The 25,985-nt window shown below is 40.7% G+C and carries 24 protein-coding genes and 2 tRNA genes; 14 read left to right on the forward strand and 12 right to left on the reverse strand.

Annotated elements, in window-relative coordinates:
* The first annotated feature begins 273 nt into the window (after nt 1-273).
* The 12 genes from F885_RS03310 (at nt 274) to miaE (ending at nt 10,190) form a co-directional block, all read left to right on the forward strand.
* Nucleotides 274-1,650: a Do family serine endopeptidase gene (locus F885_RS03310; RefSeq protein WP_004805748.1), complete on the forward strand. Its 1,377-nt coding sequence runs from the start codon at nt 274-276 to the stop codon at nt 1,648-1,650.
* Between the two features lie 121 nt (nt 1,651-1,771).
* Nucleotides 1,772-2,224 carry an acyl-CoA thioesterase gene (locus F885_RS03305; protein WP_005204830.1) on the forward strand — a complete coding sequence of 151 codons (453 nt, stop codon included), beginning with the start codon at nt 1,772-1,774 and terminating at the stop codon, nt 2,222-2,224.
* A gap of 36 nt (nt 2,225-2,260) precedes the next feature.
* Nucleotides 2,261-2,791: a GNAT family N-acetyltransferase gene (locus F885_RS03300; protein WP_005322095.1), complete on the forward strand. Its 531-nt coding sequence runs from the start codon at nt 2,261-2,263 to the stop codon at nt 2,789-2,791.
* 163 nt (nt 2,792-2,954) lie between these two features.
* On the forward strand, nt 2,955-4,772 hold the full coding sequence (gene lepA, locus F885_RS03295) for a translation elongation factor 4 (protein WP_005189899.1): 1,818 nt from the start codon (nt 2,955-2,957) through the stop codon (nt 4,770-4,772).
* A gap of 73 nt (nt 4,773-4,845) precedes the next feature.
* Nucleotides 4,846-5,709, forward strand: coding sequence for a signal peptidase I (gene lepB, locus F885_RS03290; RefSeq protein ID WP_005322098.1), 864 nt, complete (start codon nt 4,846-4,848; stop codon nt 5,707-5,709).
* Between the two features lie 24 nt (nt 5,710-5,733).
* Nucleotides 5,734-6,111 (forward strand): DUF4845 domain-containing protein, encoded by a 378-nt coding sequence (locus F885_RS03285; protein WP_004654518.1) that lies wholly within the window; start codon nt 5,734-5,736, stop codon nt 6,109-6,111.
* The gene (rnc, locus tag F885_RS03280; protein ID WP_004805889.1) at nt 6,080-6,775 is read left to right on the forward strand and encodes a ribonuclease III; all 696 of its coding nucleotides are present in this window, start codon (nt 6,080-6,082) and stop codon (nt 6,773-6,775) included. The genes F885_RS03285 and rnc overlap by 32 nt, the downstream gene beginning before the upstream one ends.
* Nucleotides 6,776-6,779: 4 nt before the next feature.
* Complete coding sequence (gene era / locus F885_RS03275; protein ID WP_005189893.1) at nt 6,780-7,805, forward strand: GTPase Era; 1,026 nt, start codon at nt 6,780-6,782, stop codon at nt 7,803-7,805.
* A gap of 26 nt (nt 7,806-7,831) precedes the next feature.
* A complete protein-coding gene (locus F885_RS03270) occupies nt 7,832-8,029 on the forward strand; it encodes an NF038104 family lipoprotein (protein ID WP_005322103.1) in 198 nt (65 codons plus the stop codon).
* A 9-nt stretch (nt 8,030-8,038) separates the two neighbouring features.
* Entirely contained in the window at nt 8,039-8,746 is a 708-nt protein-coding gene (recO, locus tag F885_RS03265; RefSeq protein ID WP_005204819.1) for a DNA repair protein RecO, read from the forward strand.
* Between the two features lie 54 nt (nt 8,747-8,800).
* Nucleotides 8,801-9,529 carry a pyridoxine 5'-phosphate synthase gene (gene pdxJ, locus F885_RS03260; RefSeq protein WP_005204818.1) on the forward strand — a complete coding sequence of 243 codons (729 nt, stop codon included), beginning with the start codon at nt 8,801-8,803 and terminating at the stop codon, nt 9,527-9,529.
* A 4-nt stretch (nt 9,530-9,533) separates the two neighbouring features.
* Nucleotides 9,534-10,190, forward strand: coding sequence for a MiaE family protein (miaE, locus tag F885_RS03255; RefSeq protein ID WP_005204817.1), 657 nt, complete (start codon nt 9,534-9,536; stop codon nt 10,188-10,190).
* A 112-nt stretch (nt 10,191-10,302) separates the two neighbouring features.
* On the opposite strand, the gene F885_RS03250 is transcribed toward miaE, so the two are convergent.
* From F885_RS03250 to gloB, 10 genes are all read right to left on the reverse strand, one after another.
* A tRNA-Asn gene (locus F885_RS03250) sits at nt 10,303-10,378 on the reverse strand.
* Between the two features lie 9 nt (nt 10,379-10,387).
* Nucleotides 10,388-10,463 (reverse strand) — tRNA-Asn (locus F885_RS03245).
* A gap of 142 nt (nt 10,464-10,605) precedes the next feature.
* Nucleotides 10,606-11,832 carry a multifunctional CCA addition/repair protein gene (locus F885_RS03240; protein ID WP_005204813.1) on the reverse strand — a complete coding sequence of 409 codons (1,227 nt, stop codon included), beginning with the start codon at nt 11,830-11,832 and terminating at the stop codon, nt 10,606-10,608.
* 96 nt (nt 11,833-11,928) lie between these two features.
* A complete protein-coding gene (locus F885_RS03235) occupies nt 11,929-14,199 on the reverse strand; it encodes an NADP-dependent malic enzyme (RefSeq protein WP_005204811.1) in 2,271 nt (756 codons plus the stop codon).
* A 191-nt stretch (nt 14,200-14,390) separates the two neighbouring features.
* Nucleotides 14,391-17,267: a bifunctional diguanylate cyclase/phosphodiesterase gene (locus F885_RS03230; RefSeq protein WP_005322106.1), complete on the reverse strand. Its 2,877-nt coding sequence runs from the start codon at nt 17,265-17,267 to the stop codon at nt 14,391-14,393.
* Nucleotides 17,268-17,389: 122 nt separating this feature from the next.
* Complete coding sequence (locus F885_RS03225) at nt 17,390-18,103, reverse strand: 16S rRNA (uracil(1498)-N(3))-methyltransferase (RefSeq protein ID WP_005322108.1); 714 nt, start codon at nt 18,101-18,103, stop codon at nt 17,390-17,392.
* 22 nt (nt 18,104-18,125) lie between these two features.
* Nucleotides 18,126-18,962 carry a methylenetetrahydrofolate reductase [NAD(P)H] gene (gene metF, locus F885_RS03220; RefSeq protein ID WP_004805906.1) on the reverse strand — a complete coding sequence of 279 codons (837 nt, stop codon included), beginning with the start codon at nt 18,960-18,962 and terminating at the stop codon, nt 18,126-18,128.
* 72 nt (nt 18,963-19,034) lie between these two features.
* Nucleotides 19,035-20,417: an adenosylhomocysteinase gene (ahcY, locus tag F885_RS03215; RefSeq protein WP_005189859.1), complete on the reverse strand. Its 1,383-nt coding sequence runs from the start codon at nt 20,415-20,417 to the stop codon at nt 19,035-19,037.
* Between the two features lie 297 nt (nt 20,418-20,714).
* A complete protein-coding gene (locus F885_RS03210; protein ID WP_004771531.1) occupies nt 20,715-20,921 on the reverse strand; it encodes a hypothetical protein in 207 nt (68 codons plus the stop codon).
* Nucleotides 20,922-21,219: 298 nt separating this feature from the next.
* Nucleotides 21,220-21,951 carry a hydroxyacylglutathione hydrolase gene (gene gloB / locus F885_RS03205; protein WP_005322112.1) on the reverse strand — a complete coding sequence of 244 codons (732 nt, stop codon included), beginning with the start codon at nt 21,949-21,951 and terminating at the stop codon, nt 21,220-21,222.
* A 360-nt stretch (nt 21,952-22,311) separates the two neighbouring features.
* Here gloB and F885_RS03200 point away from each other — a divergent pair, with 360 nt between their 5' ends.
* Both F885_RS03200 and F885_RS03195 read left to right on the forward strand, forming a co-directional pair.
* Nucleotides 22,312-23,298 carry a hypothetical protein gene (locus tag F885_RS03200; RefSeq protein ID WP_005322115.1) on the forward strand — a complete coding sequence of 329 codons (987 nt, stop codon included), beginning with the start codon at nt 22,312-22,314 and terminating at the stop codon, nt 23,296-23,298.
* The gene (locus tag F885_RS03195) at nt 23,292-24,158 is read left to right on the forward strand and encodes an arginase family protein (protein ID WP_005322117.1); all 867 of its coding nucleotides are present in this window, start codon (nt 23,292-23,294) and stop codon (nt 24,156-24,158) included. Before F885_RS03200 ends, F885_RS03195 begins: the two co-directional genes overlap by 7 nt.
* A 53-nt stretch (nt 24,159-24,211) precedes the next feature.
* Here F885_RS03195 and F885_RS03190 read toward each other — a convergent pair whose 3' ends face one another.
* Both F885_RS03190 and F885_RS03185 read right to left on the reverse strand, forming a co-directional pair.
* Nucleotides 24,212-24,907: a methionine ABC transporter permease gene (locus F885_RS03190; protein WP_005204797.1), complete on the reverse strand. Its 696-nt coding sequence runs from the start codon at nt 24,905-24,907 to the stop codon at nt 24,212-24,214.
* On the reverse strand, nt 24,904-25,932 hold the full coding sequence (locus tag F885_RS03185; protein ID WP_005322119.1) for a methionine ABC transporter ATP-binding protein: 1,029 nt from the start codon (nt 25,930-25,932) through the stop codon (nt 24,904-24,906). Before F885_RS03185 ends, F885_RS03190 begins: the two co-directional genes overlap by 4 nt.
* Nucleotides 25,933-25,985: the final 53 nt, after the last annotated feature.

Consider the following 25,985-nt stretch of genomic DNA (forward strand, 5'->3'; position numbering starts at 1 on the left):
TTATTGTCGATTATTTTTTGCCTGATCTATATGAATGAGAAAATGATTACGTTTCAGTACATTGTTTTAATCTATCGTTAAGCTCTCCAAGATAAAACCATTTCTATCGGGTAAATTATGGTGTGTTTCTCCATAGTTTATTCACATTTCATCATTCTAGATCGTTGTATGCATTGAAAATATAAACATATTTTTACGAAAAGAATGATGGGTGTGTGCTAGAAATATAGACCTAAATTTCATTTTAATTATCAGTATGTAGGTTCTTGCTTCATGAAAAGTCGCTATTTACAACAAGGAATGTATGCTGCGGTATTTACGATAGCAGCATCTCAAGTCAATGCTGCATCGCCAGTAGATTTTTCAAATCTCGTTGAGCAGGTCAGTCCTGCGGTCGTGAGTGTCAATGTTGTTAAGAAAATGACTCAGGAAGAGTTATTACAGCAACAAGTCCCAGAAATTCTACGTCGTTTTTTTGGTAATCAAGTGATTATCCCTCAACAGCAGGGACCTCAAGAAAAAACGGCATATGGTAGTGCCTTCTTTATCGGGAAAGATGGCTACTTACTCACGAACCGTCATGTAATTGCAGATGCTTCACGTATCAGTATTACCTTAAATGATCGTCGTGAATTGGATGCGACACTTGTAGGAAGTGATGAGCGTACCGATATTGCATTGCTTAAAGTGAATGGCAATAATTTTCCAGAATTAAGAATTGGTAATGTAGACCAACTCCGAGTAGGTGAACCTGTACTCGCAATTGGTTCACCATTTGGTTTTGATTATTCCGCTTCGGCAGGGATCGTCAGTGCAAAATCAAGAAATATGAGTGGAGAAACTTCGGTTCCATTTATTCAAACTGATGCGGCTTTAAACCCAGGTAACTCAGGTGGTCCATTGTTTAACCAACGTGGTGAAGTAGTGGGAGTCAACTCACGTATCTTTAGTGGTACGGGTGGTTATATGGGCCTATCATTCTCGATCCCAATTGATGTGGCAATGGATGTCGTACAACAATTGAAAACGACTGGTAAAGTTACCCGTTCTTATCTTGGTATTATGATGCAGGATATTGATCGTAACTTGGCAGAAGCCTATAAACTACCGAAACCAGAAGGCTCGTTGATTACTCAGGTTGCGCCAAAGTCCCCAGCTGAAAAAGCAGGCTTGAAATCAGGTGATGTGATTTTGAAAGCCAATGGTGCACCAATCTCGCGTACTAGCGATTTGCTTTATTCACTCAATCGTATTGCGCCGAACCAAACTGTTCAACTGGAAATTCTACGTGATGATAAAACACGTACAATTTCTGCAACATTGGGCACTGCACCAGATGACACTGCTGCTGATGCTGAGAAAAATAACCCAACCAGTGGTTTAGGCATGAGTATCCGTGATCTAACGGCAGCTGAGCAAGCGCGTTTAGATGTGCGTGGTGGTATCTTGATACAAGATGTGAAGCGTGGTGGTACTGCGTCGTTATCAAATCTGGTTGCGGGTGATGTGATAGTACAGGTGAATGGTACAGCGATTACCAATAGCCAACAGTTTGCAAAAACTGTTTCTGCCTTACCAAAAAATAGTGTTGCGCGTGTAACGATTATTCGCCAAGGTCAACGTGCAATCCTTGGATTACGTTTACCTTAATGATGGCATGAAGGTTATGTTGCTAAAACCACTCTAGATTAGGGTGGTTTTTATTTTGAAATACTTTCGTGTTTAGACTAGTGTAGCTAGCGGCACATTGTTTGATGAACTATACAAAATTATGAGTACGATTTTTGATTTAAAAATACAAGTCCAGCCCAAGCATATCGATGTATTGGGTCATGTGAACAATGTGATGTACATCCAGTGGATGCAAGACGTTGCTTCAGCGCACATCGAAGCATTGGGTTTAGGTTTGGCACAATATTTAGAACTGAAACACGCTATGGTCGCGGTTGAACATCATGTTCAATACCGTAAGGCTGCACTGGAAGGTGAAGAAGTCATCTTGCGGACATGGCTAGATGATATTAATGCACTTTACTCGTTCCGTCAGTACGCCTTCTATCGTCCTAAAGATCAGAGCATCTTATTTGTTGGTAATACCAAATGGGCATGTATTGAAATTGAGACAGGTCGTCCAAAGCGAATGTCGCCGAGTTTTACCCAAGCTTATCAGCCAATTGCAACCAGTTTAAATCCAATGGACTTTAGTGTGACCTATTTTGAATAGAAAGCATTAAGTTTCGACCAGATGAGAGAGTATTTGATGCAACCATTGAAGACTTTAGCAACAGAACGTTTGATTTTAAATAGCCTACATTTAGATGATACTGCATTCGTTCTCGATATGTTTTCAAATGCTCAAGTACTCGAATTTTATGATTTAGATGCTTTCTCTGAGATTGAACAGGCGGAAGCGCTGATTCATCGAATGCATCATCGTTATTGTTCAGCATCGGGCTTTCGTTATGCAATACGATTAAAGACTGGCGAAATGATAGGTGGTTGTGGTGTTAATCGTATTGTTGAGGAGGAGGGTGATCATCGTGCGATTATTGGTTATGACTTACATCCGAACTATTGGGGAAATGGTTATATGCTTGAGGCGATTACAGCGATGTTAAATTTGATTCGAACCGAGTTGTTGTTTGATCGAAAAATTCGCCATGTAGATGCACAAGTCATGCAGCAAAACCTTAAATCACAACGACTGTTACAGAAATTAGAATTTCATCAAATTCAACCTGTGGTCGAAATGGGGCGAACTTTCTTACAATTCCGATTGTCGTTATTTTGATATTGAGCTATTTGGGCCTAATGCTATACCGTATAAAACGTCTAGGCATAAATTTCTTTCGTCTTCATACCGAGCTTCTGTTATAATCGCGGGCAATTTTATTAAACCATTTGGCTCACTACTTTTTGAAAGTATAGGGCGTTCTATTTTGTTAAGGTAACCCATGGCGCAAGCTAAAAAATCCGTAGATATCAAAAATATACGCAATTTCTCGATCATTGCTCATATTGACCATGGTAAGTCGACTTTGGCTGACCGTTTCATTCAAATGTGCGGTGGTTTGCAAGATCGCGAGATGCAAGCTCAAGTATTAGACTCTATGGAGCTTGAGCGTGAACGTGGGATTACCATCAAAGCCGCGTCAGTCACCTTGTATTACACGCACCCAAATGGTCAAGAATATCAATTGAACTTCATTGATACTCCAGGACACGTTGACTTCTCTTATGAAGTATCACGTTCTTTGGCCGCATGTGAAGGCGCATTGTTGGTGGTTGATGCTGCTCAAGGTGTAGAAGCGCAGTCAGTTGCAAACTGTTATACCGCGATTGAGCAGGGCTTAGAAGTTTTACCAATCTTGAACAAGATTGATTTACCTCAAGCAGAGCCTGAGCGTGTCATTCACGAGATTGAAGAAATTATCGGGATTGAAGCGACAGATGCACCAACCTGTTCAGCAAAAACTGGTTTAGGTGTTGAAGGTGTTCTAGAGCGTTTGGTCGATGTGATTCCTGCGCCAGAAGGTGATCGTGATGCACCGTTACAAGCATTGATTATCGACTCATGGTTCGATAACTATCTTGGTGTGGTATCGCTTGTTCGTATTAAACAAGGTCGTATCCGCAAGGGCGACAAGATGTTGGTGAAATCAACCGGCCAAACACATCCTGTGACTTCAGTTGGTGTGTTCAATCCAAAGCATACCGAAACTGACATCCTCGAAGCAGGTGAAGTTGGTTTCGTTATTGCAGGGATTAAAGACATTTTTGGTGCGCCAGTCGGTGATACCATTACGCTTTCTAACACACCTGATGTTGCGACTTTACCAGGTTTTAAAAAGGTTAAACCACAGGTCTATGCAGGTCTGTTCCCGATTGATTCAAGTGACTTTGAACCATTCCGTGAAGCGCTGCAAAAACTACAGATCAATGACTCTGCTTTATTCTTTGAGCCTGAGAGTTCGGATGCGTTAGGCTTTGGTTTCCGTTGTGGCTTCTTAGGTATGCTGCACATGGAAATCGTGCAAGAGCGTTTAGAGCGTGAGTATGATCTTGATTTGATCAGTTCTGCACCGACTGTTATTTACGAAGCATTAACCAAGAAAGGCGATATCATTTATATCGACAGCCCTTCAAAAATGCCAGATGGCTCAACAGTTGAAGATTTACGTGAACCGATTGCTGAATGTCATATCCTTGTACCGCAAGAGTATTTAGGCAATGTCATGACTTTATGTATCGAACGTCGTGGTATTCAAAAAGATATGAAATTCTTGGGTAACCAAGTATCAATCACGTTTGAAATTCCAATGGCTGAAGTGGTCATGGATTTCTTTGATAAATTAAAATCATGTTCGCGTGGTTTTGCTTCACTGGATTATAACTTCGTTCGTTTCGAGAGTTCAGCGCTGGTTAAGGTTGATGTTCTAATTAATAGCGAAAAGGTTGATGCCTTGGCAATGATCTGTCACCGTCAAGATGCACGTCATCGTGGTATTGCATTGGTTGAGAAGATGAAAGATCTGATTCCGCGCCAAATGTATGATGTTGCGATTCAAGCTGCGATTGGCGCGCAAATCATTGCACGTTCTACTGTAAAAGCGATGCGTAAAAACGTATTGGCAAAATGTTATGGTGGTGACGTTTCGCGTAAGAAGAAACTTCTTTCGAAACAAAAAGAAGGTAAGAAACGTATGAAGCAAGTGGGAAGTGTTGAGATTCCACAAGAAGCGTTCTTAGCTGTATTGAAAGTTGATCGATAAAAAAGATCAGGCTGGGGAAGCATGCCGCTTTACCCAGTCGAATGACGGGCAGTGAAACTGCAAGAGAGGGTTTGTGGATTTTGATTTTAACTTGATTCTGGTACCAGCAACACTGATTTTCTTTTTGGTGTGGTTACTGGATAAGTTGGTATTGAAACAGCGTGCAACACGTGGGCGTAATCAAGAGAACTTTGTCATTACTTGGGCATATGACTTTTGGCCTGTGTTGGCTGTTGTGCTGGTGCTACGTTCTTTCTTATATGAACCATTTAATATTCCATCAGATTCTATGGTTCCGACCTTGGAAACAGGTGATTTTATCTTGGTGAATAAGTTTGATTATGGTGTACGTTTACCAATCGTAAATACTAAAATCATTGATGTCGGTGAGCCAAAACGGGGTGAAGTGATTGTATTCCGTTATCCGCCACAACCAACCATTAGCTATATTAAACGTGTCGTTGGTGTACCAGGTGACCATGTTCAATTTAGAAATGGTCAATTAATGATTAATGGCCAGCAAGTTGCAAAGGTAGAGACTCAATACTCGCGTGAGAAAGATCAGCAAGATACGCCTACAGCGCTTTATTTCAAAGAAACTTTAGGTGAACATCAGCATTTAATCCGCTACTTGGAAGGACGCAATCCGCTTGTTGAGCAATTCCAGTTTGCGCAATTGAGAGGTGCTGAGGCTTTGGTGCCATTTGTCGCAAAAGAGAATGATGTATTTATCCAAAGTAACGGTCAAGATTGGGAAGTAACAGTGCCAAAGGGACAATACTTCGCAATGGGTGATAACCGCGATCAAAGTGCAGATAGTCGTTTTTGGGGCTTTGTACCTGAAGCGAACCTAACAGGTCGTGCTTTTTATGTATGGATGCATAAAGAACCTGGTTTTAATCTTCCAAGTTTCAACCGAAATGGTAAGATTGACTAATAAAAATATATAGGAAATAGACAGATGCGTAAATCTCAACAAGGGACTTCGTATATTGCAATTTTATTTGGGGTGGTCTTATTTGCAGTTGCTGTGAAAGCAGCAATTGCGATTTGGCCAGCATACTGGGATGACAAACTGATTAATACTCAAATTGAGGGGCTATTAAAAGATAGTCCTGCAAATATTACACCGAGTAAGTTTGCATCTCAGATGGATCAACGTTTTGATATGAACGGGATTCGCGATCTACATTTTAAAGATATTGCGCAAGTGACTTATAAAGATGATCTTGTGGTGATGAAGAAGTATGAAATACGTAAGCCTTTCATGCTGAATATCAGTTTAGTGATGACCTTTGAGAAGACTTTTGACCAAAAATCTGCAAAACAAGCTCAATGATACACGGCTGCAAGGGCGAATAGGTCACCAGTTTAAACAGTTTGACTTGTTAAAACTGGCTTTGACCCATCGCTCAGTCAGCCATAAACATAATTATGAACGCCTAGAATTTCTAGGCGATGCATTATTAGGGATGATCGTTGCAAATTATTTGTACAATGCCTATCCCCTAGAAAATGAAGGTCGCTTAACACGTATGCGTGCGACTTTGGTTCGACAGGAAGCATTGGGGAAAATTGCAAATGACTTACAATTGAGTCGGTCATTAATTTTAAGCACAGGCGAGTTAAAATCGGGTGGACATCATCGTGAATCGATTTTGGCTGATACGGTTGAAGCCATTATTGGTGCTATTTATTTAGACAGTAATGATCTCAACTTGCTAGAGCGCATTGTGTTAAAATGGTATGAACCATATCTTGATCATATCGAACCGACAGATCAACTGAAAGACCCTAAATCACGTTTGCAAGAGTATTTACAAGCACGTAAAAAACCTCTCCCAGTTTACGAGGTTGTAGATATTCAGGGTGATGCCCCGAATCAACATTTCAAAGTGGAATGTGATGTAGCGGGATTGCCAAAAATTATAGGCGAGGGCTCAAGTCGTCGTTTTGCCGAACAAACGGCAGCGGCAGAGATTTTAAAATTATTGGAGCAATAACCTGATGTCTCATTCAGAAGAAAATAAGCCAGAAGCAACTGAACAGCAAGATGGCAATAATGTAGTTGATCAATTTTTTAGTTCTCAAGGAAGCACAATTCCTTCAGATTTCAAAAGCGGTTTTGTTGCGATCGTTGGCCGTCCAAACGTGGGCAAGTCAACTTTGATGAACCATATCTTGGGTCAGAAGCTATCCATTACCTCACGTAAGCCACAAACCACACGTCATAAGATCGTGGGGATTGATTCACGTGAGAAATCACAGGCGGTATTCGTAGATACTCCTGGGATGCATAAAAAAGAAGTACGTGCCATCAATAAGATGATGAACCGTGCTGCTCACTCAGCATTGCGCGATGTGAACTTGGTTTTATTTGTGGTTGATGCACAAAAGTGGACTCAAAACGATGAATTGGTTTTGGAAAAGCTTAAAAATGCAGATATGCCTGTGATCCTTGTGATCAATAAGCTAGATACCTTCGAAAATAAAAATGAAGCTTTGCCGCTGATTCGAGAGCGCGCTAAGTTAATGAACTTTGCTGAGATTGTTCCAGTATCAGCGTTGCGTGGTGCGAACCTAGATCATTTACGTGACACGATTGAAAAATATCTGCCGTATCAACCACCTTTATATTCATTAGATCAGATTACCGATCGTTCTGAACGTTTCCTTGCGAGTGAAATCATTCGTGAGAAAATTATGCGTCAGTTGGGTGAAGAGCTTCCGTACGATTTAACGGTTCAGATTGAATCATTCAAAACTGAAGAAGCGGCTGTAAACGAAAAAACAGGCCGTTTAAAGCCACCTTGTACCTATATTGATGCGACCATCTTTGTGGAACGTCAAGGTCAAAAAGCCATTGTAATTGGCGACAAAGGCGCGAAGCTGAAAAGTATCGGTATGGATGCACGTGCAGACATGGAAAAGATGTTTGAACAAAAAATCATGTTGACACTTTGGGTGAAAGTCAAAGGTGGTTGGTCTGATGATGAACGTGCACTAAAAAGCTTAGGTTATAGCGATATTTAACTGTCTTGTTGACAATGGAAACAGGTATGAAAATAACAATCCGTGTACTCGCAATCGTGACATGTGTAGTCATGTTGCAGGGCTGTATTCATAAGCTTGTAACTGTACCTGTGAAAGTTGCCTATAAGACCACTAAAGGTGTTGTTAAAGGGACGGCTGCGGTTGTAGGTGCAGTCATTCCTGATGGCGATGATGAAGAAAAGGATGAGAAAAAGAAGGACTAGTATCGTTCTATGATGCGTAATGAAGTCCTGCATGGCTATTTGATTCATCATCGTAAATATCGTGAAAAAAGCCATATTGTGCATTTATTTACACAAGAATATGGTCGGGTGGATGGGATTTTAAGACAGGTCCCACCGCCACAATACCAACCTATTCGTTTGCAAGCTTCAGGTAAGTCAGAACTTAAAAATTTCACAAAATTAGAAATCCTGAATCAACCTGTGTTTTTTCATGGTGATGCATTTTTTGCCGGTTTTTATTTAAATGAAATTCTATTGCGACTGTGTCCTTTAGAAGAGATGATGCCACAAACCTTCGAACAATATCAGTTGATTCTCGCACTGTTACAGCAATTGGCTACACATGAGCAAGCGGCTTTGTTTCTTCGACAAATTTTACGTCAATTTGAGCATGTATTATTGCCTGAACTTGGTTATGCCATTGATTTTTCAGTAGATGCGAGCCAAAAAGACATTCAGGTCACTCAGCATTATCAATTTCAACTCAATGATGGCTTTTTACCAGTTTCACAAGCTTCGCGTTCAACACTTGATGGTGCATTGATTACATCCATGCAAAGTTACGAAGATGGGCAGGATTTTTCTCACGAACAATTGCAATTATTGGGTAAACTATACCGTCAAATGATTAGCTCTTTGCTGGGCGATCGGCCGCTGAAGAGTCGGCAACTTTGGATTCAAAGTACACAAAATTGATATTCCTGATGTATTGAAAATAATGATTCAGGGCTAAACCGATAGGATATTTTTATGGCTGCAATCTTGGGTGTAAACATTGATCATGTTGCGACGTTAAGACAGGCACGTGGTACAACTTACCCTGATCCAGTTCAGGCGGCTCTGGTCTGTGAACAGGCAGGTGCTGAGGGCATTACTTTGCATTTGCGTGAAGATCGCCGCCATATACAGGATGATGATGTACGTCGTATGCGTCCATTGTTAAAAACACGTATGAATCTTGAATTGGCCGTAACAGATGAAATGGTTGCATTTGCCAAAGAGATTCAGCCGCAACATGTGTGCTTTGTACCTGAGCGTCGTCAAGAAGTGACAACCGAAGGTGGCTTGGATGTGGTTGGTCATTTTGAAAAAGTCAAAGCAGCAACCCAAGCACTCAAAGCCATTGGCAGTGATGTTTCTTTATTTATCGATGCAGATTTGGCACAGATTGATGCCGCAGTGGCATGTGGTGCGCCGACCATTGAAATCCATACGGGTGCTTATGCTGATGCTGAGACAGATGAGCAGCAACAAGCTGAATTAGCTCGTATTATTAAAGGTGCTGAATATGCAGCGGCAAAAGGTTTGGTTGTGAATGCAGGGCATGGTTTGAATCTGGATAACGTTGCCGCGATTGCAGCAATTCCACAAATTCATGAATTAAACATCGGGCATTCAATTATTGCCGATAGCGTATTCGTTGGTTTGGCTCAAGCAGTAATAGATATGAAAGCAGCGATTCAGGCTGCTGCGAGATAAGTTGATGAGTAGTGTAAATTATGATGAGTTAATGCAACCTGTCATCGCATTTTTGGGTTGTACGACTCCTCAGGCGTGGTTGGATGAAGCCATTAATAATCTGGACATCTTAATGCAAGACCATGCTAACTGTGAGAAAAAAGCAGCGAGTACAGCAATGAACTTGATGTTCCGCTATAGTTTCTTTACGGACCTGCAAGTGAAATTGGCACAATTGGTGCGTGAAGAAATGCTGCATTATGAGCAGGTTTTGGAATTCATGAACAAACGTGGCCAAGAATGGAAGGGTTTGAGTGCAGGGCGTTATGCAGGCGGATTACGTAAAGAAATTCGTACTTATGAGCCTGAGGCTCTAATTGATGTGATGATTATTGGTGCATTTGTCGAAGCACGCTCGTGTGAGCGTTTCTATGCGCTAGCACCGATTGTGGACGATGAGCTGGGGCGTTACTACCGCTACTTGCTTAAGTCTGAATCTCGTCATTTTGAGGACTATCTGGCTTTAGCTTTGGATGTTGCAAAAACGGCGAAACTTAAAGATCCAGAAGAGACGATCCAGCAACGCATCGAGCATATTCGTGAAGTGGAAAAAAATCTGATTTTAAGTCCAGATGATACGTTCCGCTTTCATAGTGGCGTGCCAGCAGAAGTTGCTGCTTAGTTTAAAGTAGAAGCGAAAGGGCCTGTGTTCATCACGGGTCTTTTTTATTGGGTATTTTATTAATTACGGAATAAAAAAAGCCCTGATCATTGATCAGGGCTTTTTAGAATCTTGGCTCTCCCACCTGGGCTCGAACCAGGGACCTGCGGATTAACAGTCCGTCGCTCTACCGACTGAGCTATGGGAGATTAGTAGATTGGCTCTCCAACCTGGGCTCGAACCAGGGACCTGCGGATTAACAGTCCGTCGCTCTACCGACTGAGCTATTGGAGAATCTGATGCGCATTTTAGGCATGAAAAGCAGATGCGTCAACAACAATAGTAAATAAAATTAATCGTTTGCTTGATTAATAATCTTTTTGGCGTATAGATAAGCGAATCTGTACAAAAAAGACTTAATTTACTTAAAAATTAATCAGTTATTGTGCAACTCTTTAAACTTAGCTAGTGCTTCAATGCGATACTGAATCAGCATTTCACCAATTTCTGGACCAGTGACATGTTCAGGTAAATCTTGCGCACGAATATTTCTGACAATTTGCATCGCATCTAACATGTATTGCGCTTGTGGGTACGGGCGTTGCTCTAAGCCTAAACGACCTTTGGCATCACACTCACAGGCCTGAACAAAAGCTTCCACTTTTTCAGGTCGACGCAATACATCTAAGCGTTGTAAAAGACGCCATAAAGTGCCTGGTTTCAGATTCTTGACTTGATGGCACTTCAAATGTTCTTTACACACAATTAAAGCTAAGCTTTTTAAATGGGTGGGTACTCTTAAACGATCACACAGATCCGTTACAGGCTGAAGACCACGTTCTTCATGCATGATATGGCGTGGTAGTTCGTCCACAGGGGTGAGTGCCTTGCCAAGATCATGCACAAGCACAGCAAAACGCACATCAAGCGCATATTTTGCTAAACAGGCTTGTTTAAGCGCCATGAGGGTGTGAATACCACAATCAATCTCAGGATGGTATTCAGGACGCTGTGGTACACCAAATAACGCATCAATCTCTGGAAACAAGATTTTCAAGGCATCACACGCTTTGAGTGTTTGAAAGTAGACATCAGCATGATCTTCCAGCAATGCACGTGAAGTTTCTTTCCAGACACGTTCAGGCGTTAATGCATCAAGCTCACCAGATTTGGCAATTTCCTGCATTAATTCTAGGGTTTCGTCTGCGATTTTAAAGCCATAATTTGCATAACGAGCAGCAAAACGCGCTACACGAAGTACGCGCAGAGGATCTTCGGTAAATGCATCTGAAACATGGCGTAGAATTTTTTGATCTAAATCATCCTGCCCACCATAGGGGTCATAGATGGTACCTGCATCATCCATTGCCATTGCATTAATGGTTAAATCACGGCGGATCAGATCTTCTTCTAACTTAACCGTGGTATCGGTAAAAAATTGAAAACCGTGATAACCCACACCAGATTTACGTTCAGTACGTGCAAGTGCATATTCTTCTTTTGTTATTGGATGTAGAAATACCGGGAAATCTTTTCCCACGGGTTGATAGCCTTCGGCGAGTAATTGCTCGGGCGTTGCTCCAACCACCACATAATCTTTTTCGTGATAGGGATGGCCGAGTAAATGATCTCGAACAGCACCGCCTACTAAATAAACTTGCATGAAAAAACCTCTATTCTTCACACAATCATGCTACAGAATAGAGGTTTTCTCAAGGGTTAAGCGAAGCTTTTCAAGAAAAGCAGGGCTTAAGTGAACTTAGTTTTGACTTTGCTGAATTTCGGCAACCGTTAATGCAGTCATATTCACCAAACGACGCGTCGTTGCTGTAGGTGTCAGAATATGAACAGGTTTTGCAGCACCTAATAAAATAGGACCAATGGTCACATTATTACCTGAAGTTGCTTTTAACAAGTTGAATGAAATATTGGCTGAATCTAAGTTAGGCATAATCAACAAGTTTGCTGAACCTTTGAAGCGTGAGTTCGGGAATGCAAAATGACGAATATTTTCATCCAACGCCGCATCACCATGCATTTCCCCTTCAACTTCTAGCTCAGGTGCTTGCTCTGAAAGTAGGCGATAGACTTCACGCATTTTTTGAGCGCTTGCATCGGTTTGGTCACTACCGAAGCTTGAATGAGAAAGCAGCGCTACGCGTGGCGTAATACCAAAACGACGAACTTCTTCGGCCGCTAAAATCGTCATTTCAGCAAGTTGAGTCGCAGTTGGATTGGTATTTACATAAGTATCTGCAATAAATAAATTGCGATCTTCAAGCATCAATGCATTCAGCGTAAAGAACGTGCTGCGACCTTCTTTTAACCCAATGACGTTTTTCACGAAATCTAAATGAATGTCATAGCTTGAGTAGGTACCACATAACATACCATCGGCTTTGCCAAATTTAACCAACATTGCTGCGATGAGTGTTGAGCGGCGACGTGCTTCACGTTGCGCATATTCAACTGTTACGCCTTTGCGTTGCATGATTTGATGGTATTCTTTCCAGAAATCATCATACGAAGGATTCTTTTCCTGATCGACGATCTCAATGTTCACGCCATGCTGTAAGCGTAAACCTAATTTTCGAATATTGTCTTCAATCACAGCAGTACGACCAATTAGAATTGGTTTCGCTAAGCCTTCATCAACAACAATTTGAACAGCACGTAATACACGTTGATCTTCACCTTCAGCATACGCAATACGCTTCGGATCAGTCTTCGCTTGAGAGAAGATTGGTTTCATCAAGAATGCTGAGTTATACACAAACTCAGAAAGACGTTGACGGTATGCAGAGAAATCTTCAATTGGACGTGTCGCAACGCCAGAGTCCATTGCTGCTTTGGCAACAGCTGGTGCGATTTCCAAAATCAAGCGTTGATCGAGTGGACGAGGGATCAAATAGTCGCGGCCAAATGACGCAGATTTTTCACCATAAGTTGCAGCATCCGCTTCAACATGTGCCATGCGTGCAATTGCATGTACACAGGCAATCTTCATTTCTTCATTAATGGTGGTTGCACCAACATCGAGTGCACCACGGAAGATATAAGGGAAGCAAAGTGCGTTGTTCACTTGGTTAGGATAGTCTGAACGACCCGTTGCCATGATTGCATCTGGACGTACTTCGTGCGCATGTTCAGGTAGAATTTCAGGATCTGGGTTTGCAAGTGCAAAAATAATTGGATTTTCAGCCATTTCCTTAACCATTTCTTTGGTTAAGATACCTGCTGCTGAAAGACCCAAGAACATGTCTGCACCAGCCATTACTTCATGTAATTGTGTTGCTTGAATGTCTTGTACATAACGCTTTTTCGATTCATCTAAACCTTCACGTGATGTAGTGAGCAGACCGCGAGAATCGGCAACAACGATATTGGCTTTATTCACGCCTAAAGCGCAAAGCAAGTCTAAGCACGAAAGTGCTGCTGCACCGGCACCTGATGCAACGATTTTAATTTCGTCAATTTTTTTATTTACCAGTTGCAAAGCATTCAGCAATGCTGAACCGACAATAATACTGGTCCCATGTTGGTCATCATGGAATACAGGAATTTTCATGCGTTCGCGAAGTTTCTTCTCGATGTAGAAACATTCTGGCGCCTTGATATCTTCTAAGTTGATACCACCAAAAGTCGGCTCTAATGCAGCAACGATATCTACGATCTTGTCTGGATCATTTTCATCAATCTCGATATCAAAGACATCAACACCAGCGAACTTTTTGAATAGAACGCCTTTACCTTCCATTACAGGTTTAGACGCGAGCGGACCAATATTTCCTAAACCAAGCACGGCTGTACCATTACTCACGACGGCAACCAGATTACCACGCGCTGTATATTTGGCAGCGGCAGAAGGGTCACGTTCGATTTCCAAACATGGCGCAGCAACACCAGGTGAGTAGGCAAGCGCTAAATCTCGTTGGTTAACGAGCTGCTTGCTAGGTGTCACACTGATTTTTCCTGGGGTTGGAAATTCATGGTAATACAAAGCGGCTTGTTTTAAAGATTGATCGTCCATCTGAGTCTCGTTTGTTCCGATAATAATCAGACATATAGCTGTCTAATTACGATATTAAGATAAGTGCACAAGAATATAGCACTAGTTCATGCTTTCGCACAGTCAAAAAAGCTTATTTTCACTGAACTGCATACGTATTGACAGTTGCTATTCCGTGAAAAATAAAGAGTAAAAAAGGTTAAAATTCACGTTTAAATGGAATATCTTGCAGTTGACTGCTGCTTTTGTTTTTGCAGATATTCTGTCGCATGGGCGGCAGTAAGCGGTTGTGAAAATAAGTAACCCTGTAATATGTCGCAATTTTGTCGTTTCAAATACTCATATTGCTGTTCTGTTTCAACACCTTCTGCCACAACTTTTAGGCCAATGGTTTTGCCCATGGCAATCATGGCATTAACGATCGCATCTTGTTTGGCATTACCAATTTTCGAGATAAAAGCACGATCAATTTTTAAAATGTCAATTGGATATTCGGTGAGGTAAGCAAGAGAAGAGTAGCCTGTACCGAAATCATCCAGTGCGATTGAAATCTGACGTTCTTTAATGGCATACAACACGGTTTTGACACTGTCGGTGTTTTCAATAAAGGCTGATTCAGTAATTTCGAGTTCGAGATTTTTTCCTGAGATCTCATATGTATTTAGCACAGCATCAATATCATGTAGCAGTTGGCCGCGTAAAATTTGCTGTGCCACAATATTGACTGCGATATTGATATTGTTAAAACCAAGCTTTTGCCATGTTTGCAGTTGCTTAGCCGCTTCGTGTAACACGAGCTGTCCAATATCAGAAATCAGGCTGGTACTTTCCGCTAAAGGAATGAAAATGCTTGGCATGATTAGACCTTTCGTTGGATGCTTCCAACGGATTAGGGCTTCAAAACCATTAATTTGGTGATTATGTGCATTAATTTTTGGCTGATAGTATACAACCAGCTCGTTATTCTGAATGGCTTTTCTGAGATCAAGTTCTAGATCAGTATATTTGGCTACAAAATTCGCTCTTTCATTGGAGTAGTAGCGAATGGTGTTGCCACCTAAGCGCTTGGCTTCGGTCAATGCCTGTTCTGCATGGGTATTTAAATTATCGACTTGGCGGCCATGTTCTGGATAAATGGCGACACCGATCGAGATACTGACGAAGTATTCTTGATCTGCCAGATAAAAAGGTTTACTAAAGGCTTCAACGATGTTGTTACACAATTGGTGAATCGGTGGATGTAGTGGTGAAATTTCATAAATAATCGCAAAGTCATCTGCACTTAAATGAGCGACCAGTAGAGCATCAATATTACTAATACGTAAGCGTTGTGCCACCTGTTTGAGGAGTTCATTACCCGCTTGATTGCTAATGATTTCATTCAAGGCACGGAATCGGTCGATATTTAAACGGATAACAGCCAGATGCTGAATCGACGCTTCATTGACCAAATATTGATGTAACTGCTGTTGATAATAAAAACGGTTAGGGAGATCGGTGAGCGTATCGTAATTGGTCAGATAGGATAAACGTTGCTCTTGATGCTTACGTTCTGTCTGATCTGAAACAATACCGATATAGTTGATGACTCGTTCTTGTTCATCTTTCACCGCATTGATATGAATCCACAAAAAACAAGATTTTTCAGAAATATAAGTTTCTTGAAATTCACCCTCATATTCCTGTTCTTCACGCAGTGTATCAAGAATTGATAAATGAAAATTATGATGATGTTGTTTATTTTGTTTGGTAATTTCAAATAACTGTTTACTCACGATTGCTTGTTTATCAAGGCCTGTGAGCTGTTCATATTTAGGATTCACTTCAACATAGTTAAAGTTTTCATCTAAAATGAAAATACCTTCTGAGGCCTGCTCAAATACACTGGCAGCAAGCTTTAAACGTTCCTGATCTTTCTTTTCCTGATTAATATCACGATGAATACCCACCATTCGCAAAGGGGTGTCATCTTTTGGATCCCTTAAAATCACCTGACCAACATCATGAATCCAGGTCCACTCACCATTGTGGCGTTTAATTCTGAAGGTTTCTTCATAACGCTTGGTTTGGCCACATAAATGATTATATAAGGTGTTTTTTACCCGCTCGATATCATCTGGATGAATGATTTTATGCAGGAGGGTGTAATGGTTTTCAGAATTGCGCGTGACTGCCTGACTATGCGCATTGGTGACTCCAACGGTATGGCTTTCAAGATTCCAGTCCCAAGGGCGAATGCCTGCGGTTTCATGGGCAAAACTTAAGTTCTGACGATGTTCTTCTAAGCTTTCATTCATTTGCGTCAAGTCAAATGTACGCTCACGCACTTTTTGTTCCAAGAGGTGATTATTGAATTGCAGTTGCGCTTCAATATCTTTGGATTTATTCACTTCACGCTGTAATTGCTGACACAATTCTTCAGTCCATTGGTTATGCTGCTCGGCGACATCAATCAGTTGTTTATTTTTATCTAAAACCAAGGCCAAGCGTTTATGAATTTTATAGGTGACTTGAGCACAGAGTACGGTTGCGAAAAATGAAGAGTAATATGCAAGGTAGAACAGGGTGTGATCATGATCTCGATGTAAAATTTGAGATGCGATTAAAGGTGCAATACTTGGAATAAAAAATAAGAAGAAATAGCGAATATGTTGGGTTAAAAAGGTCAGTGCAATGATATGAGATGCGGTGAGTAGTAACGCAGTTAAGGTCAAAATATGTGACCCAATCAAATGAGGAATATCGACAGCCAAGTAGTGATTTATGACAATCGTATTGACTCCAATCAGTAAACCCGTAAAAAAACAGATCACTTGAAAAATGATGTTGGTTTGCTTGGTGTAACGAACTGAAGAGTAGCGTTTGAGTAAAAAATGACAGATACCGGTAAAGCTAAATAAAAGGATGAGGGTAATGCTCATCCAAGTGGTGAAAATATTTGATTCAAATGAATAAAAAATACCAAATAGGGCGTAATCTAACAGACAAATGCAGAAGACACTTAATACAAATAAGCGTACATGATTTGGATAATCGATTTGATCTGTATAGATAAACTGTGGCAAATTTTTTTCCTGAGCCCCTAACATACAAAGAATAATCCTTTTCATTTTTTATCTATATTCACAGTCTTTGTTTTTTTGTAAACACAGCAACGTTTTATTTTAAATTAACGCTAAACATAGCAGAAAGCAATGTCACGGCATTACATCTATGCAAAGTGATAATTTAAAATAGATAAAGCAACTACTGGGGCTGTTTCAGTTCTTAGAACACGGTCTCCGATACACCAGTTTTTAAATTGATGTTGATTGGCAGTATTAATTTCTGCTTCACTCAGGCCACCTTCTGGACCTATTAGTAGGGCAATGTCCGGTAGGCTGTTAAGTAAGACATTCGTTTGGTCTTTGTTTGGAGCCAGCACAAAGCGTGATGACGGTAACTCTGAGTTTAGCCACTCAGTTAAGCTGATGGGTGGCAAAACTTGAGGAACTCGATTCATGCCACATTGCTCACAGGCGGCGATTGCCACAGATTGCCAATGCTCTATTTTTTTCTGGTCACGATCGTATTTTAAACGCATTTCACAGCGTTCACTGGTCAGGAGTTGAATGGTCGTAACACCAAGTTCAGTGGCTTTTTGAATCGCATAATCCATGCGATCACCTTTACTCATCACTTGACCTAAAACAACTTTGAAAGGTGCTGTACGATCGGCTGGATCAAATTGATCAACAGAAACCAAGGCATTTTTCTTATTGATTTGAGTCAGTGTTACGATATATTCGCCACCTTTTCCATTGAAAAAGATGGCTTGTTCTTGTTCTTTTGCACGTAGCACACGTACCCAGTGATGAAATACCGATTCGGTTAATTCAACGGTGTTGTCAGTATTTAATTCGGTTTCGATATAAAAACGATTCATGCTTGGGTTGTGCTCGTACAAATTAGTTTAAACCAAGATCGACAACCAGTTGTCGAGTCGGTTCAGTTTGGTTCATTGAATAAAAATGCAGTGTTGGTGCGCCACCTGCGATCAGACGTTCACAAAGTTTCACAATCACTTCGTGACCGAATGCTTTGATACTTGCACTGTCATCGCCATAAGCTGCGAGTTGTTTGCGGATCCAACGTGGAATTTCTGCACCTGTTCCGTCAGCAAAGCGGATCAGGTTGCTTGCATTGGTAATCGGCATGATACCTGGTGCAACTGGAATATTCACGCCAGCTTTGGTAATACGTTCAATAAAATAGAAATAGGCATCTGGATTGAAGAAAAATTGGGTAATGCCTGCATTCGCGCCTGCATTTACTTTTTCAACAAAACGTTGAATATCACCATCAAAGGTATCAGCTTGTGGATGCATTTCAGGATAGGCTGCCACTTCAATGTGGAAATGATCGCCTGAATGCTCGCGAATAAAGCGGACTAAGTCCTGCGCATAAGGCAGTTCACCCAGACCAACCTGACCTGAAGGTAAATCGCCACGTAAAGCGACAATACGATCAATGCCTTGAGATTTATATAAATCTAAGAGCTCAGCAATACGTGCTTTGTCATCACCAATACAAGAGAGGTGAGGCGCAACTGGTGTACCTTTGCCGTTAAAGTCACTAATCGCAGCTAAAGTACGTTCACGTGTAGAGCCACCCGCACCATAGGTAATCGAGAAAAACTCTGGATTTAATTGTTGTAATTCTTGATGAACAGTTTTTAATTTTTCCGCGCCCGCATCAGTTTTTGGTGGGAAAAATTCAAAAGAAATAGGAACACGTTTTGTCATTTCAAATCCTTTTTAAAATCGCTTGGAATTTTAGAAAAAAGGGCAGTCCGTAAAACGTCTGCCCTGATTTTCTTAGTATTTATAAGCGTCAGATTTGAACGGACCTTCTACAGGAACGCCAAGGTAATCTGCTTGTACTTGCGTTAATTGTGTTAACACACCACCAAAGCCAAGGACCATTGCAGCAGCCACTTCTTCATCTAATTTTTTAGGAAGAACTTCTACGCGAATCGCTGCTTGTTTTTGCTCAGCAGGTAAGTCAGCAAATTTTTCAGCAAATAAATGCATTTGACCTAACACTTGGTTAGCGAAAGAACCGTCCATCACACGTGATGGGTGGCCTGTTGCATTACCAAGATTCACTAAACGACCTTCAGAAAGAAGGATAAGGTAGTTGTTTTCGTCTTCTGAACGATACACTTGGTGTACTTGTGGCTTCACTTCAACCCACTTGTAACCACGTAAGTATGCAGTGTCGATCTCTGTATCAAAGTGACCGATGTTACACACTACAGCACCCGCTTTTAAGCTATCTAACATTGCAGAATCACATACATGGTAGTTACCAGTTGTCGTGACAACAAGATCAGTATTGCCTAATAAGTCTTGGTTAATATCTTCTTTTTTGCCAGTTTGTACGCCATTTTTATATGGAGATACAACTTCGTATCCATCCATACATGCTTGCATTGCACAGATTGGATCAACTTCAGTTACACGAACGATCATGCCTTCTTGACGTAAAGATTGCGCAGAACCTTTACCAACATCGCCATAACCAATGACTAGTGCACGACGGCCAGAAAGTAACATGTCAGTTGCACGTTTGATGGCATCATTTAATGAATGGCGGCAACCGTATTTGTTGTCATTCTTCGATTTAGTGATCGAATCGTTCACGTTGATCGCTGGTACTTTAAGCGAACCGTCTTTCCACATTTCCAACAGACGTTGTACACCTGTTGTTGTTTCTTCAGTAATACCGTGGATACGTTCTAAAAGCGCAGGGTATTTGTCATGAACAAGAGCAGTTAAGTCACCGCCATCGTCCAAGATCATGTTGGCATCCCAAGGCTGACCGTTGACATTAATTTGCTGTTCTAAGCACCACACATATTCTTCTTCAGTTTCGCCTTTCCACGCGAATACAGGAACACCGCTTGCAGCAATTGCAGCTGCAGCATGGTCTTGAGTAGAGAAGATATTGCAAGAAGTCCAACGCACCTCTGCACCGAGTTCAACCAAAGTTTCGATTAAAACAGCGGTTTGGATTGTCATGTGGATACAACCCAAGATTTTTGCGCCAGCAAGTGGTTTAGCTGCTGAATAACGTTTACGTAAACCGATCAAAGCTGGCATTTCTGCTTCAGCAAGTTTGATCTCTTTACGGCCATAGTCAGCAAGGGAAATATCAGCAACTTTATAATCTGTAAATGAAGCATTCACCGCGTTCATCAGGATCTCCTAGAAAAATAGTATGGATCATTCTGTTCGCGGATGCCGTTGTTGGTTAAAACGAGTGTCTAACCGATCGTCGAGCCTGGCAAATTGATCTTTAGTGCCGATCAATTGTCGCAGCATCCCTCGACTGGGCATAATGATACTTGGAAATTGCGTTTGTTCCAATGAAATTTTGTTTGAAATGGTTAGAAAATGAAGGATTAAATGAGAGATACGTCTTAATTATTTTTATGAGCATCAATCAAGGATTCCAAATCCCTTTGAAACCCTGATATCTAGGGAAATTTGCCATTAGGCTTTTAAATGATCTTCAAACTCTTCACCCAGTTGCATTGCTAAAGCATTACCAGATAAATCGCCTGTGACTAAACCATATTCTTTTTTGAAGCTAAATGTGAAACCGCGGTTATCTGTCAGATTTTTAACCGAATATCCTAATTTTTCTAACCAAATACGGAAAGCCAATACGTTTTTTGCTTTAACAACTCTGTTTTTCATGACAGATCTCCTTGTGAACATGTATTTATTAATAAGGGTCAGTTAAATTTTTTTAAAGGGGGATTGCATAGATTTATTTTTCCACATGTAAGTAATGTAAATTTAGCGTAATTTTTATAGATAGAATCTTATCTGTGTTTTTGTTAGTTTGTTGAATTTACTATAAAAAATATTTTTTATAAATGTGGTGGAAATCAAGTTTTAGGGAAAATATTCTTGAAGCAAATGTAAAAAATAATTTCATTTTCTACTTTGCTGTGAAAGTAGAAAATGAATCAGTCGAAGCGATAGGATTTAATCAAAATTGATCTTTCAGACTACGAATTCGGGCAAACTCTTCTGCACTTTCAGTCCGCAGGAAGGGATTGGTTTCAAGCTCTAATTCGATCGTACTTGGAAGGGTAATTTGATCTGCTTCTCTTAGCGCTTTGACTTGTTGCATGCGCTCTTGCAGCGCGACATTATTTGGTTCAACAGTTAAAGCGAATTCAGCATTGGCAAGTGTGTATTCATGGGTGCAGTATACTTTGGTCTGAATAGGTAACGCAGCCAACCGATTCAATGAGTGATACATTTGCTCCGCTGTCCCTTCAAATAGACGACCACAGCCCATTGCAAATAAGGTGTCACCGCTAAACAGCGTCTCAATTTTTTCAATAAAATAAGTAATATGGCCAAGGGTATGACCGGGCGTCGCAATAATTTCAACTTTGAGGTCATTAAAATGAAAGTGATCGTCATTTTGCAAAGGGTTGGAAATGAACGAAATCTTACTCAATTCATCGCGTGGACCGTAGACCATAATATTTTGATCGGCGAGTAAGCCTTCAACTCCACCTGTATGATCTTTATGCCAATGCGTCAACCAAATTTGCTTCAGTTGAAGCTGATGCTGTTGGCAAAAATCAATTACTAAACCCGCTTCAGTTGGGTCGATCGCCACAACTTCTTGTGTATGAGTATCTTCCAATAACCAAATATAGTTTTTTAAGGCATTTTTTACATCAATTGCATGAATCTTATAATGCATAGCCGAATCCTAAAGCTTTGTTTCGTGAGGTTATTGCGGTTTGGGTACTTATATGAGTGCCTATTTGTAGTGTAAGTGCAAATGCAGTTCAGTGCAAAATTCCTACTGATTTATAGCGCTGAATAATGACTTTATCGGGCAGATTTTGACAGCCACTTTCAATAGATATCTTAATCGTTGACAACTGTTATATTTTCAATAAAGATGAGATAAAAGTTTTATAAGTTAATGATTTATCTTTAGTCGTATAAAAATATTGAAGTAAAGCTAAATAATTTCAATGATTAAATTTAAAAAGAGAAATAAAGATCTTTTACGATGAGTGAAAAGTGATAAATCTGAAGAACAAGAGGGGGCGTTATGTCTGAGCTGATCGATCATGAAGTGGTCGTTATCTTTAAAAAGTATTTATATCCGCTCTCTGCCAAACTTACAGAAATGCTGAATGAGCATTTTAGTCATCAGACTGAACGTCGGGGTTGCGGTTATACGCAGGCGACGCGTGTTATTGCAGAGTTTGTTTCTCAAGTTCGGGATCCAATCGGGTTTCAGGATTTGCGTATTTTTGAAGAATACGAGACCAAAGCTTTGCGTAATATTCTTAATCAAAGCTCATCTTATGGTTTAGAGTTAGAAACATGGCGTAATTTGGATACCAATTTAAATGTCCAACAATGCTTGCAGCGTATAAACCCACAAGAAAGTTTTGCACAGAGCTTACAGCTGGAAGTTGAGTTTCAAGCCAAGTTAAGAACCATACATCAATATGCTGAGCTCGAAGAGAGCCAGCTGATTTGTCAGCTACTTAGCGATATTATCCTACCGCAAGATGCCAAAAACCTTGAAATGATTGAATGTCGAGCTTTAGAGGAAAAACCTAAAGTAGGCTCTTGCCCGATGGCAGAGAAATTCTTCTTGCGTATTGCACACCACCGTTTATTAAGACAAGGTGAAATCAATATTTTTGTGGATGAGCATGATCAACCTATCATGATGGAAAAGTTAAATATGGGGGATAACCACTCTTGCATCAGCTTAGTTCCCTTGATGATGAATGGTGTTTGTTTACCTGCGGGAAGTTTGTTTTCAACACATTATGAAATCGAGCAGCTCGAAAAACATAAAAATAAACAATATAAGGGCTATGTGATTCCAATCACTGAAATGAATGGTTTTTGGTTTTTACGTTTAACAACCTTGGCAGTTTCGCCAAAAAATCGTGCTCGGGCATTTGGATATCACTTTAAACAACAGGTCGATAATGGATTATTTAGACCTGATACAACCGAATTGAGTCAGCTGATGGAAATTGCGCGTGATCAGATTTACGTAGGACATCCATGCTAAAAGCCTGTTATTCACCACGCTATTATGCGCAAACGCATACCAATAGTATGGAAAAACTCACCGCTGTCGCTGATGTGTTACGTGCCCAACGGATGGTTGAACTGATCGATCCAGGCAGTATTGATGTTGAGCTGTTAAAGAAATTGCACAATCCACAGTATGTGGAAGCTTTTTTATCGGGACAGTCAGCATTTGCCACCATACAAGGATTTAAGCCGTGGAATGAACAACTGAGAGATGCGATTTTATCGGTTCAGGCTGGACAGTTGGTTGGAGCTGAAATTGCTTTGCAAGAAGGGATTGCTGCAAATATTGCTCAAGGTTTTCATCATGCCAGTTATGAATCTGGTGCAGCCTATTGTACCTTTAATGGCTTAGCGCTGGTTGCTAAGCAATATCCTGAAAAACGAATCTTTGTTTTGGATTGTGATCAACATGGTGGAGATGGCACAGCTATTTTCACCAATCGTATGACCAATCTGATTAATTTTGGAATTTTTGGCATTCGTTTTGGCTGTAAGGCTAGTGAGCGCAGTTTGACCCGTTATATTCACCCCAAACAAGGTAATTTCGATTTATATCGTGAAGCGATCTTTGAGGCATTCCAATATGCTTCGCGTTGGGATACAGATTTAATTATTTATCAAGCAGGCATGGACTGCCATCAACATGATAAATACGGCTCTAAATGGTTTAGCACTGAGTTATTATTTGAACGTGACAGAATTGTCTTTGAGATGGCCAAGAAAATGAAGATTCCAATACTGTTCGTTTTGGCTGGAGGATATCAAGCATTGGATGATTTAGTGCCATTGCATGTCAATACTTTTAAAGCGGCGAATGAAATCTATTTTCCTTAAGTAAAAATACAAGACATAAAAAAACGCTCAGCTGAGCGTTTTTTCTATTTTTTCTATCGCAGTTTTGCTAACCAATCACCGAGCATTTGTACCATCTGAACCAACAGTAATAACACGATGACCGTTAAAATCACCACACTGGTGTCGAAACGTTGGTAACCATAAGAAATTGCCAAGTCACCAATACCACCAGCACCAACAGCACCTGCCATTGCAGTTGCACCGATGAGCGAGATCGTACCCGTAGTTAAATTCAGAATCAGAGAGCTACGTGCTTCAGGGATAATAAATTTAAAGATAATTTGCCAAGGCGAAGCACCCATTGCCTGAGCGGATTCGACAATGCCTTCATTCACTTCAAGTAACGAAGTTTCAATTAAACGACCTAAGTATGGGCCCACATAAATAGTCAAAGGCACAATCGCTGCCCATGTTCCAATTGAAGTGCCAACCAGCATTTTAGTCAGTGGAATAACGGCAATCAGCAGAATAATGAAGGGAAGGGAACGCAGTGCATTCACAATCGGGTTCAGGAAATAATAAATCGCACGATTTTGCAAGATACCGCCTGAGCGGGTAACGACTAGCGTAATACCTTGAATCAATCCCCAAATGCAACCAAACAGCAGAGAAAAGAACACCATTTGAAAGGTTTCTTGCAGTGCTGTCACAAACTGGTCGATCGAAAGGGAACTGTGCCAAAATGGAGCAGTGACTTGTGTCAGCCATTGTACAATTAAATCTCTCATTGGCTTACCACTCCAGATTGTTCGACTTTCACGCCTTGAAGCTCAAGGAATTTTACGGTTTCCTGTATGATCGACGGATCACCCAAAAGCTGGATAAACATTTGTCCGATCACGGTACCATTAATCTCGGTCATGTTAGCAAACAGAATATTTAAGCTGACATCAAACTGTTTAATCGCAGCCTGAATCACGGTTTCCTGTGCTGAAGTGCCGAGAAACTGCAAGCTATAGATACTATTATGATGTTGATGTTCAAGATTACTTAAAATATTTACAGGTAACTGCTGTTGCAATACCGTTTGAATAAAAGTCTTGGTGGTTGGATGCTGTGGCTGACTGAAAATATCCAGCGTCGGGCCAGTTTCAATCACATGACCTGACTCCATGACCGCTACATAATCACATACTGATTCGATGACATCCATTTCATGGGTGACCATCACAATAGTAATGTTCTGTTCTTTATTAATCTTTTTTAATAGTGCTAAAACAGATTTTGTGGTCTGTGGATCAAGGGCAGAAGTTGCTTCATCGCAGAGTAAAATCTTGGGATGATTTGCCAGCGCACGTGCGATACCAACACGTTGTTTTTGCCCCCCTGAAAGCTCATCAGGGTAGGCATCTTTTTTATGTTTAAGATCGATAAACTCAAGTAGTTCAGCCAGACGTTTTTCACGTTCAGCTTTGCTATGCCCAAGTAATTTAAGTGGCATTTCAATATTTTCAGACACGGTTTTAGTCTGAAGGAGATTGAAGTGCTGAAAGATCATGCCAATATTTGCACGTTCTTGACGAAGTGTTCGCGCGTCCATAGCAGTAAAGTCTTTTTGATTGATAATGACTTGCCCCTGCGTCGGGCGTTCAAGCAAATTAATCAAACGGATCAGCGTACTTTTACCTGCACCACTATAGCCGATAATGCCAAAGATACTACCGTCCGGGATCTCTAAATTGATCTGGTCCAGTGCATTGATCGTTTGACCTTTCAACTGATAGTGTTTCGAAATGTTTTTAAATTGGATCATGTTCGTCAGTACTATGGCAGAAAAGAAAAAACAGGCAAAATAACTTTGCCTGT

Origin of the sequence: Acinetobacter higginsii (genome assembly GCF_000369845.1) — a bacterium.
In the GTDB taxonomy this organism is placed as follows: Bacteria; Pseudomonadota; Gammaproteobacteria; order Pseudomonadales; family Moraxellaceae; genus Acinetobacter; species Acinetobacter higginsii.

Bases quoted from the DNA above. Each gene is read 5' to 3' on its own strand.
- F885_RS03310 (WP_004805748.1), top strand. From the start codon at position 274: ATGAAAAGTCGCTATTTACAACAAGGAATGTATGCTGCGGTATTTACG.
- F885_RS03305 (WP_005204830.1), top strand. From the start codon at position 1,772: ATGAGTACGATTTTTGATTTAAAAATACAAGTCCAGCCCAAGCATATC.
- F885_RS03300 (WP_005322095.1), top strand. From the start codon at position 2,261: ATGCAACCATTGAAGACTTTAGCAACAGAACGTTTGATTTTAAATAGC.
- lepA (WP_005189899.1), top strand. From the start codon at position 2,955: ATGGCGCAAGCTAAAAAATCCGTAGATATCAAAAATATACGCAATTTC.
- F885_RS03285 (WP_004654518.1), top strand. From the start codon at position 5,734: ATGCGTAAATCTCAACAAGGGACTTCGTATATTGCAATTTTATTTGGG.
- era (WP_005189893.1), top strand. From the start codon at position 6,780: ATGTCTCATTCAGAAGAAAATAAGCCAGAAGCAACTGAACAGCAAGAT.
- F885_RS03270 (WP_005322103.1), top strand. From the start codon at position 7,832: ATGAAAATAACAATCCGTGTACTCGCAATCGTGACATGTGTAGTCATG.
- recO (WP_005204819.1), top strand. From the start codon at position 8,039: ATGATGCGTAATGAAGTCCTGCATGGCTATTTGATTCATCATCGTAAA.
- pdxJ (WP_005204818.1), top strand. From the start codon at position 8,801: ATGGCTGCAATCTTGGGTGTAAACATTGATCATGTTGCGACGTTAAGA.
- miaE (WP_005204817.1), top strand. From the start codon at position 9,534: ATGAGTAGTGTAAATTATGATGAGTTAATGCAACCTGTCATCGCATTT.
- F885_RS03240 (WP_005204813.1), bottom strand. From the start codon at position 11,832: ATGCAAGTTTATTTAGTAGGCGGTGCTGTTCGAGATCATTTACTCGGC.
- F885_RS03235 (WP_005204811.1), bottom strand. From the start codon at position 14,199: ATGGACGATCAATCTTTAAAACAAGCCGCTTTGTATTACCATGAATTT.
- F885_RS03230 (WP_005322106.1), bottom strand. From the start codon at position 17,267: ATGTTAGGGGCTCAGGAAAAAAATTTGCCACAGTTTATCTATACAGAT.
- F885_RS03225 (WP_005322108.1), bottom strand. From the start codon at position 18,103: ATGAATCGTTTTTATATCGAAACCGAATTAAATACTGACAACACCGTT.
- metF (WP_004805906.1), bottom strand. From the start codon at position 18,962: ATGACAAAACGTGTTCCTATTTCTTTTGAATTTTTCCCACCAAAAACT.
- ahcY (WP_005189859.1), bottom strand. From the start codon at position 20,417: ATGAACGCGGTGAATGCTTCATTTACAGATTATAAAGTTGCTGATATT.
- F885_RS03210 (WP_004771531.1), bottom strand. From the start codon at position 20,921: ATGAAAAACAGAGTTGTTAAAGCAAAAAACGTATTGGCTTTCCGTATT.
- gloB (WP_005322112.1), bottom strand. From the start codon at position 21,951: ATGCATTATAAGATTCATGCAATTGATGTAAAAAATGCCTTAAAAAAC.
- F885_RS03200 (WP_005322115.1), top strand. From the start codon at position 22,312: ATGTCTGAGCTGATCGATCATGAAGTGGTCGTTATCTTTAAAAAGTAT.
- F885_RS03195 (WP_005322117.1), top strand. From the start codon at position 23,292: ATGCTAAAAGCCTGTTATTCACCACGCTATTATGCGCAAACGCATACC.
- F885_RS03190 (WP_005204797.1), bottom strand. From the start codon at position 24,907: ATGAGAGATTTAATTGTACAATGGCTGACACAAGTCACTGCTCCATTT.
- F885_RS03185 (WP_005322119.1), bottom strand. From the start codon at position 25,932: ATGATCCAATTTAAAAACATTTCGAAACACTATCAGTTGAAAGGTCAA.